Raw genomic sequence first — 8,741 nt, 5'->3', positions numbered from 1 at the left:
CCTACGAGGTGGTCAAGGACGTGTTCGGCCGCTCCGGCGATCAGGGGGTGGAGTTCGTCAAGGTGGCGATGCAGCCCGGCATGCCGCAGGGGATCGGTCGGGTCGGGTCGGCCGCAACAGGGGCCACGATCGTCACGCTGCCCGGCAACCCGGTCAGCGCACAGGTGTCCTTCGAGGTATTCATCCGTCCGCCGCTGCGGTCGGCGATGGGCCTGCCCGCACCCGAACGACCCCGCCGCGGTGCGGTGCTGGCCGAGGCGTTGACGTCACCGCGCGGTAAGCGGCAGTTCCGCCGCGGGTTGCTCGACCGGGTCGCCGGCACTGTCACCAGCTACGGACCACCGGCATCGCATCACCTGCGCTACCTGGCGTCGGCGAACTGCCTGCTGGACATCGCCGAAGATGTCACGGAGGTGCCGGCCGGAACCTACCTGCAAGTCTGGGATCTGACCGGTTGAGCTCTCCGGCTGCCTAAGATGACCGGATGGCCAGACGCCCCCGTGCAGCAGGCGACGCCACGCCAAGTCTGTGGCGGCTGCCCGAGTTGCTGCGTGCGACGGTGCCGCCGGTGCACCCCGCCGGGTGGCCGTTCGTCTCCGCCGGGCTCGCGCTGGCTCTGGTGGGGACAAAAGCCGGACGCAACCATCGCCTGCTGCGCCGGGCCGGGCTGCTGGCTGCCGGTGCCAGCGCCGTATTCTTCCGCCATCCGCGCCGCGTCCCCCCGACCCGAGCGGGGGTGGTGGTGGCACCCGCCGACGGGGTGATCTGCGCGGTCGACGCCGCGACACCACCCGCCGAACTCGATCTGCCCGACGTGGCGCTGCCGCGGGTCAGCATCTTCATGTCGATGCTCGACGCACACGTGCAGCGGGCACCGGTTGGCGGCAATGTGCTCGCGGTGCTGCACCGGGCGGGCCGGTTCGGCTCGGCGGACTTGGCGACGGCCAGCACCGACAACGAGCGCACCAGCATGCGAATTTGCACGCCGGACGGCGCCGAGGTGATCGTCGTGCAGGTCGCCGGCCTGCTGGCACGACGCATCGTCTGCGACGCCCGGCCCGGCGACCAGTTGTCGATCGGCGAGACCTACGGGATGATCCGGTTCGGCTCCCGGCTGGACACCTACCTGCCGGTGGGCACGGTTCCGCTGGTCGTCATCGGTCAGCGCGCCGTCGCCGGCGAAACCGTACTGGCTCAACTGCCATGACCTCCTTTCGCGCCAGACGGGCGGTGGGCCTGCACATCCTGCCCAGCTCGATGACGGTGCTGGCCATCTGCGCCGGGCTCACCTCGATCAAGTTCGCTCTCGACGGCCAGCCGCACATCGCGATGGCGCTGATCGCCGCGGCCGCCATCCTGGACGGGCTGGACGGGCGGGTTGCCCGCATCCTGGACGCCGAGTCGCGGATGGGCGAGCAGATCGACTCGCTGGCCGATGCGGTGAATTTCGGGGTGGCGCCCGCGGTGGTGATCTATGTGTCACTGCTGTCGCCGATGTCGGCCGGCTGGATCGTGGTGTTGGTGTATGCGGTGTGCGTGGTGTTGCGGCTGGCACGGTTCAACGCGTTGCTCGACGACGCCAGCCTGCCCGCCTACACCCGGGAGTTCTTCGTCGGGATGCCCGCCCCAGCCGGCGCGATCTCCCTGATCGGCCTGTTGTCGGCCAAACTGCAGTTCGGTGACGGGTGGTGGACCTCGCAGTGGTTCGCCTGCGCCTGGGTGGTGGCCACGTCGGTGCTGCTGGTCAGCCGTATCCCGATGAAGAAGATGCACGCCGTGTCGGTGCCGCCCAACTTGGCCGCGGTGTTGCTGGCGGTGCTGGCGCTGGTCGCCGCGGCCGCGTTCCTGTTCCCCTACATCCTGGTCATGGTGCTGATCGTGGCTTACCTGTGTCACATTCCGTTCGCTGTCCGCAGTCAGCGCTGGGTGGCCGCGCACCCGGAAGCCTGGGAGGACGAACCGAAGCAGCGCCGCGCCGCGCGCCGCGCGATCCGCCGGGCGCAACCCAACCGCCGCTCGGTGGCGCGGCTCGGCCTGCACAAGCCGGGCCGCTTGAAATGACGGCCGCAGCCCACGGCTCCCGCCACCTCGCCCTCACCGCCCGGCTGAACACCGCAGCGGTCGACGCGCGTCGCGGTGTCGTCCGGATACATCCCGAAGTCGTTGCTGCCCTTGGTATTCGGGAGTGGGACGCGGTCTCGCTGACCGGCTCGCGGACCACCGCGGCGGTGGCCGCCCTGGCCGGCCCGGACACCCCGCCCGGCACAGTGCTGCTCGACGACGTCACGCTGTCCAACGCCGGGCTGCGCGACGGCACCGAGGTGATCGTCGCCGCGGTCACCGTCTACGGCGCCCGGTCGGTGACGCTGAGCGGCTCGGCCCTGACCCGCCAGTCGGTGCCGCCGGCCACGCTGCGCCAAGCGCTGCTGGGCAAGGTCCTCACGGTCGGCGACGCGGTGTCGCTGCTGCCCCGCGACCTGGGTCCCGGCACGTCCACCGGTGCCCCTAGGGCGGCCACCGCGGCGTTGGCCTCGGCGGTGGGGATCAGCTGGACATCGGAGCTGCTGACCGTCACCAGCGTCGATCCCGCCGGGCCGGTGAGCGTGCAGCCGAACTCCCTGGCGGCCTGGGGTGCCGCGGCGACGCCGCCGACGGCGCAGGCGCTCGCCGAACCCGCTGTCTCGGCTCCGGTCCCGGTCGACGATCTCTTGGGCTGCGGCGCGCAGGCCGCCAAGCTGGCCGAATGGCTCAAGCTCGCGCTCGACGAACCTCAGCTACTGCAGACGTTGCAAGCGGGGACAAATCTCGGGGTGCTGGTGTCCGGTCCGCCCGGGGTCGGCAAGACGACGCTGGTGCGGGCGGTGTGCGCGAGCCGGCGGCTGGTGGAGCTCGACGGGCCCGAGATCGGGGCGCTGGCCGCCGACGACCGCTTGTCGGCCGTGCGCTCGGCGGTGGCGAAAGTTTGCGACGGTGGCGGGGTGCTGCTGATCGCCGATGTCGACGCGCTGCTGCCGGAACCGCCGGAGCCGGTGGCCACCCTGATCCTGGCCGAGCTGCGTACCGCGGTGGCCACCGCCGCGGCGGCGTTCATCGCGACCTCCGCATTGCCCGACCGGGCAGACACCCGGCTGCGGGCACCGGAGCTGTGCGACCGGGAGCTGCGGCTGAGCCTGCCGGACGGCCCCACCCGGGCCGCGCTGCTGGCTGCACTGTTGAAATCGGTACCGTGCGGCGACCTCGACCTGGACGAGATCAGTGACCGCACACCGGGTTTCGTGGTCGCGGATCTGGCAGCCCTGGTCCGGGAGGCGGCACTGCGCGCGGCGTCGCGGGCCAGCGGCAGCGACGAACCGCCGACGCTGACCCAGGACGACCTGGCCGGGGCGCTGAGCGTGATCCGGCCATTGTCCCGGTCGGCCGCCGGGGAGGTCGCGGTCGGTTCGGTGAGCCTCGACGACGTCGGCGACATGGCCGCCACCAAGCAGACGCTGACCGAAGCGGTGCTGTGGCCGCTGCAGCATCCGGACACCTTCACCCGGCTCGGCGTCGACCCGCCGCACGGCGTGCTGCTCTACGGACCACCGGGGTGTGGCAAGACGTTCCTGGTGCGCGCACTGGCCGGCTCCGGTCGGGTCAGCGTGCACGCCGTCAAAGGCGCCGAGCTGATGGACAAATGGGTGGGCAGCAGCGAGCGGGCGGTGCGGGATCTGTTCCAGCGAGCCCGCGACTCCGCGCCGTCGCTGGTGTTCCTCGACGAGATGGACGCGCTGGCGCCGCGGCGCGGCCAGAGCTTTGACTCCGGGGTGACCGACCGGGTGGTGGCAGCGCTGCTGACCGAACTCGACGGCGTGGAGCCGCTGCGCGACGTGGTGGTGATCGGGGCGACCAACCGGCCCGACTTGGTCGACCCGGCGTTGCTGCGGCCGGGCCGGCTGGAGAAGCTGGTATTCGTCGAACCTCCCGACGCCGACGCCCGCCGCGAGATCCTGCGGGTCGCCGGAGAATCGGTGCCGCTGCATGACGACGTCGACGTCGACGCGCTGGCCACCGACCTGGACGGCTACAGCGCCGCCGACTGCGTGGCGCTGCTGCGCGAGGCCGCGCTCACCGCGATGCGCCGATCCATTGACGCCGCCGACGTCACCGCCGCCGACATCGCCGCAGCGCGCGAAACCGTGCGTCCCTCACTGGATGCCACGCAGGTCGAGGCGCTGCGCGCCTTCGCCGGGGATCGGTAGCCACCACCCGCCGAGCGTGCGTGTCCCCGACCGACACGCCGGGCGTCAGCTCGTTTTTGCGCACGCTCACGCGGGGGGATTCAGGACCGCTCGGCTATCTCGGCGAGCTTGGATAGCGATGCCTGAAGTTTGTCCGCGGTGGTGGCGCGGGCACGCGCGAAGCGGTTCGGGTCCGTCAACGCCGACCAGTCGTAGGTGTGGGTGACGAGGGTGTGCGCGGGGTCCAGCGGTTTGAGTTCCCAGCGCCACAGGTGACCCGGCGGCTGTTGGCCGGGCTCGGCCGGCCGCCAGGCGATGCGACGCCCTTCGTCGAACTCGACCACGTGATTTTCCCGGACGAGACCCAGGGTCAGCGTCATGGCGAACATGTCACCGACCGCGCGGACCCGTTGCCCCGCTTCAGCTTTCGACAGGTTGTCGTTGCCGTCCCAGCGTGGCTGCTGCGACGGTTCGGCGATCAGCTCGAAGATCCGCTCCGCCGGTGCGGCGATCTCACGGCTGGCGCTGACCACCATGGGAACCTCAGTGCTGCCGGTCACGATCGTATTCAACACGAGCACCGTTGTCGCCTGGCTGTCGGGTAGACCAGTCGCTCGAAGGCACCGAGCTATGACGCCCGGCGATGAATAATTCGTCGTATGGCTGACGACTCCTTTCCCGACGTGCGGTGGGGCAAAGACCCCGGCCCGCTGGCCCGGCGGCCGATAGCGGCCTTCGCCGGCTCGAAGCTGGGTGCCTGGTGCATACGCAAACTCACCCCGGCCGACCGCTGGCTGTTGAACCACAGCGACGGCCGTTTCACCATTCTCGGCCCGATCGCGGCGCCGCTGCTGCTCCTCACCACGACCGGCAGGAAGTCGGGCCAGCGACGTCAGACACCACTGGTTTACCTGCGCGAAGGTGATCGGCTGTTCCTGACTGGAAGTAACTTCGGGCAGGCCCACCACCCGGCGTGGTCGTCGAATCTGCTGGCCGATCCGGACGCCTGGGTCACGATGGGCGGCAAAGAGATACCGGTGCGGGCCACGCAGATCACCGGCCCGGAGCATGACCGCATCTACGGCAAGTTCGTCGACTACGTCAGCAACTACGACACCTACCGCCACCGGACCGATCGCGAGATACGGGTGTTCGCGCTGACCAGGCGATAGCGAACCGCTTAGTCGGAGAGCTGAAACTCCACCATCGCGGCGACGGTGTCGACGGCCTCACTCAGTGCGGCCAGTCGGTCGGCAACCGATGGCGCCGACAGCACCGCATAGCGGTCGGCTTCGCCCATCGGAACGCGACAGGCCAACGAGTACAGGCGCTGTCCGGGATCGGCGGGGCGGCCGCGACGTTCGCCCAGCAGCGCGCTGCGGCCGGGCAGCAGCCGGCTGCCGCGGGCGACGGCGATGCGCTTGTGCAGCGCAATGATGCGCTCCTCGAGCTCACCGAACTGGCGTTCGGTCACCGGCTCGCCCGGTTCGTCGGGCCAGTTGGCCACTGCCGCCCTCGGGTAGGGGTCGTCGGGCAGCCACTCGCACACCCGGATCCGCTGACCCGTCAGGCAGCGCAGCCGGTACCGGCCGGACCCGAGTTCGTTGCAGTCGGTGATCGCCGCCACCGCACCGACATCGCAGCGCTGCTCCCCACCGCCGACCTCACGCCCGTGAGAGATCAGCACCACACCGAAGCGCGGGTCGTCGCTGCGCATCAGTTCGCCCACCAGCATGGTGTAGCGAAGTTCGAAGATCTGCAGCGCCAGCTCCTCGCCGGGCAGCAGCACCCACTCCAGCGGAAACATCGGCAGCGGTTCGGTCGTCACTGGATGTCCAGCTCACCGACCAGCGCGTCGACCACCGCGCGCAGGTCCCCGTTGTGCTGCAAGGCCACTCGCCGCTGCCGCTGATATGACGCGCCGAGCCGGTAGATGTCGTGCACCGCGGTCAGCTCGTCGGCGCAGTGCAGCGACGCCGCGACCGGCTCCAGTCGGGTGAGCACGTCGTCGAGATCCTCGGTGAGCGGGCGCTCGTTGCTGTCGGCATCGAGGATGACCACCGCGTCCAGGCCGTAGCGGGCGGCACGCCACTTGTTCTCCTGCACATGCCAGGGTGGCATAGTCGGCAGCGTCTGGCCGGCTTCGAGCCTGCGGTCCAGGTCGACGACCAGGCAGTGCGTCAACGCCGTCAGCGCGCCGAGCTCGGCTAGGTTGGACACCCCGTCGCAGACCCGCACTTCGAGCGTGCCCAGATGTGGCGACGGCCTGATGTCCCAGCGGATTTCATCGATGTGGTCGATGATCCCGGTCTTCTTGTGGTCATACACGAAGCCTTCGAATTCCGCCCAGGTCTGAAAGTGGAACGGCAGCCCGGCGGTGGGCAGCTGCTGGAACATCATCGCCCGGTTGCTGGCGTAGCCGGTGTCCTCACCGACCCACCACGGCGACGACGCCGATAGCGCCAGCAGGTGCGGATAGTAGAGCAGCAGCGACGACATGATCGGCATCACCTTGTCCGCCGAGGAGATCCCGACGTGCACGTGCACCCCCCAGATCAGCATCTGCCGGCCCCACCACTGGGTACGCTTGATCAGCTCGGCGTAGCGCGGCGCATCGGTGAGCTTCTGGGCCGACCACCGGGCGAACGGGTGAGCACCCGCACCGAACAACTCCATGCCGCGCTCCCGGACGATCTGGCGCACGTCACCCAGGGTGTGACGGAGGTCGGAGATCGCCTGGCCGGTGCAGTCACAGACGCCGCTGACGAGTTCGACCGTGTTACGCAGCAATTCCTTGTGTACGCGCGGGTTTTCACCGATCTCGGAGATGACCGCGGTGGCTTCGTTGCTCAGGTCGCGAGTGTCGGCGTCGACGAGCGCGAACTCCCATTCCACGCCGACGGTCGGCCGCGGCGAGCCAGCGAAGTCGATATGGGGGACTGCCCTGCTGCGCGGCGTACCGGCAGCGACCCTAGCTGGAATCGATGACACCGCACGCCACCCGTTTACCGGCGTCACCGGTGGCCAGCGTGGTCTCGTCGATGCCGGGGGCGCCGTTGACCTGGCTGTAGCGGTCCAGCGGGATGTTGGCGAAGTTGTCGGCGGCGGCGTGAATGATCAGTGCCGTCTTCTCCCCGGCCATCAGGTCAGCCTTGGTGAACGCGTCGGTGGTCGTCACCAGCAGAGCCGCACCGTCCTCGCGGACCTCCAGCGAGGTCAGGTCACCGCTTTGCGGGTGCCCGGTATGACCTGGGGCCTGGAAGTGTCCCCCGGCGGAGAGGAAGTTGCCCGGTGCCCCACCGGCGGGAGCCACCGAGTCAGGTTCGCACTTGCCCACCGCGTGGATGTGCAGCCCGTGGAACCCGGGCGTGAGCTGGCCGAGGCCGGTGGTCTGCAGGGTGACGGTGACGAATCCGTTGGGGCCCTGGCTGAATTCGAACTTGGCAGTGGCGACCTGCGTGCCGTCCGGTGCCTTCAAATGGGCGATCAGGCTGTCCGGGGCAGCCGCTGCGCCCGGCTCGGTCGCCGACGTCGGCGGCTCCGGCGCGCCGGTCCAGATCGACGGCGTCGTGCCCGGCGTATCGGACGGCGTCTGGTTCGGGGAGCACGCGCTCAACACCACAACAGCGGCGGTGAGCAGGGCGGCGGCGGCGACAGGGCGGCAGCGGGCTATACCGGCGGATTCAACCATACGGAGAGCCTAATGCGCGTCACTCGGGCGCCGTGCGCAGTTCCCGATCATGTTTCTGTTGCGACCACCACGATGACTCCCGGCGGCTGCTCGGCAAGGTCGGGGGTGCGAGGCTGCACCGAGGCGCGCAGCAACTCTGCCACCGCCTCTGCGGCCTCACGCTCCCCCGGGGTGTTACCGAAATACACGGTGGTCGCAGTGACATCGGGCACGGTGAGGTTCTCGACCGCGGTGACGTTCCAGTCCGCGCCGCGCAGTTGGTCGGCGGTGCGGCCGGCAGCGTCCTCCTCGTCGGCGCTGCTGTACACCCGCACGGTGGCCTCCACCGCGGCGGCCTGCGGCTGCTCCGGCTGCTCCGGCGCCGACGTGGCGGTGATGGTCGTCAACGGTGTGTCCGCGCCGTCGTCGTCGCCGCCGGTCGACTCCATAGCTTGGAACCCGACCAGCAGGAAGACGATACCCAGGAACAACAGCACCATCACCATGGCGCGCAGCGGGAGCCGGGAGGAGTCGCGAACGTGTTCGTTCATTGCGCCCACTGTATCCGGGGTGAGCCACAGCCCGAAAATAACCCCAAAATGCGGCCAGCTACGGCACGTCGAAACCGAGTCGACGCGCGGCCTTCGCCTTTTGCCGGCTGGCCCGCAGCCGGCGCAGCCGTTTGACCAGCATCGGGTCCGCGGCCAACGCTTCCGGACGCTCAACCAGCGCGTTGAGCACCTGGTAGTAGCGTGTGGCCGACATCGCGAACAGCTCTTTGATCGCTTCCTCCTTGGCGCCGGCGTACTTCCACCACTGCCGCTCGAACGCCAGAATGTCGTGTTCGCGGCGGG

At 69.6% G+C, this 8,741-nt stretch carries 11 protein-coding genes; 5 read left to right on the top strand and 6 right to left on the bottom strand.

All coding sequences use genetic code 11. From position 1 onward, the window contains the following. The 4 genes from AC2VOP_RS07940 to AC2VOP_RS07925 form a co-directional block, all read left to right on the top strand. Positions 1-458, top strand: a 458-nt coding sequence (locus AC2VOP_RS07940) for a molybdopterin-binding protein (protein ID WP_486960451.1), incomplete at its 5' end; no start/stop codon positions are given. Positions 459-484: 26 nt separating this feature from the next. Then, the gene (locus AC2VOP_RS07935; RefSeq protein ID WP_486960450.1) at positions 485-1,207 is read left to right on the top strand and encodes a phosphatidylserine decarboxylase; all 723 of its coding nucleotides are present in this window, start codon (positions 485-487) and stop codon (positions 1,205-1,207) included. After that, on the top strand, positions 1,204-2,061 hold the full coding sequence (gene pssA, locus AC2VOP_RS07930; protein ID WP_486960449.1) for a CDP-diacylglycerol--serine O-phosphatidyltransferase: 858 nt from the start codon (positions 1,204-1,206) through the stop codon (positions 2,059-2,061). Before AC2VOP_RS07935 ends, pssA begins: the two co-directional genes overlap by 4 nt. Then, the gene (locus AC2VOP_RS07925) at positions 2,058-4,238 is read left to right on the top strand and encodes an AAA family ATPase (protein WP_486960448.1); all 2,181 of its coding nucleotides are present in this window, start codon (positions 2,058-2,060) and stop codon (positions 4,236-4,238) included. Before pssA ends, AC2VOP_RS07925 begins: the two co-directional genes overlap by 4 nt. A gap of 80 nt (positions 4,239-4,318) precedes the next feature. Here AC2VOP_RS07925 and AC2VOP_RS07920 read toward each other — a convergent pair whose 3' ends face one another. Continuing rightward, positions 4,319-4,753: an SRPBCC family protein gene (locus AC2VOP_RS07920; RefSeq protein WP_486960453.1), complete on the bottom strand. Its 435-nt coding sequence runs from the start codon at positions 4,751-4,753 to the stop codon at positions 4,319-4,321. A 123-nt stretch (positions 4,754-4,876) separates the two neighbouring features. Between AC2VOP_RS07920 and AC2VOP_RS07915 the strand changes: the two genes are divergently transcribed. Beyond that, a complete protein-coding gene (locus AC2VOP_RS07915) occupies positions 4,877-5,389 on the top strand; it encodes a nitroreductase/quinone reductase family protein (protein WP_486960447.1) in 513 nt (170 codons plus the stop codon). An 8-nt stretch (positions 5,390-5,397) separates the two neighbouring features. Here AC2VOP_RS07915 and AC2VOP_RS07910 read toward each other — a convergent pair whose 3' ends face one another. The 5 genes from AC2VOP_RS07910 to napA all read right to left on the bottom strand — a co-directional run. Further along, positions 5,398-6,024 carry an LON peptidase substrate-binding domain-containing protein gene (locus tag AC2VOP_RS07910; protein WP_486960452.1) on the bottom strand — a complete coding sequence of 209 codons (627 nt, stop codon included), beginning with the start codon at positions 6,022-6,024 and terminating at the stop codon, positions 5,398-5,400. A gap of 17 nt (positions 6,025-6,041) precedes the next feature. Then, on the bottom strand, positions 6,042-7,208 hold the full coding sequence (locus tag AC2VOP_RS07905) for a glutamate--cysteine ligase (protein ID WP_486960446.1): 1,167 nt from the start codon (positions 7,206-7,208) through the stop codon (positions 6,042-6,044). Continuing rightward, complete coding sequence (gene sodC, locus AC2VOP_RS07900) at positions 7,189-7,908, bottom strand: superoxide dismutase[Cu-Zn] (RefSeq protein ID WP_486960445.1); 720 nt, start codon at positions 7,906-7,908, stop codon at positions 7,189-7,191. Before sodC ends, AC2VOP_RS07905 begins: the two co-directional genes overlap by 20 nt. Before the next feature lie 47 nt (positions 7,909-7,955). Further along, complete coding sequence (locus tag AC2VOP_RS07895) at positions 7,956-8,438, bottom strand: LytR C-terminal domain-containing protein (RefSeq protein WP_486960444.1); 483 nt, start codon at positions 8,436-8,438, stop codon at positions 7,956-7,958. 58 nt (positions 8,439-8,496) lie between these two features. Beyond that, positions 8,497-8,741: nucleoid-associated protein NapA (gene napA, locus AC2VOP_RS07890; RefSeq protein WP_486953230.1), on the bottom strand; the 245-nt coding region annotated here is incomplete at its 5' end.

It is taken from the genome of Mycobacterium sp. TH-M106 (assembly GCF_057473765.1).
This window is presented reverse-complemented; position numbering and strand designations above follow the sequence as displayed.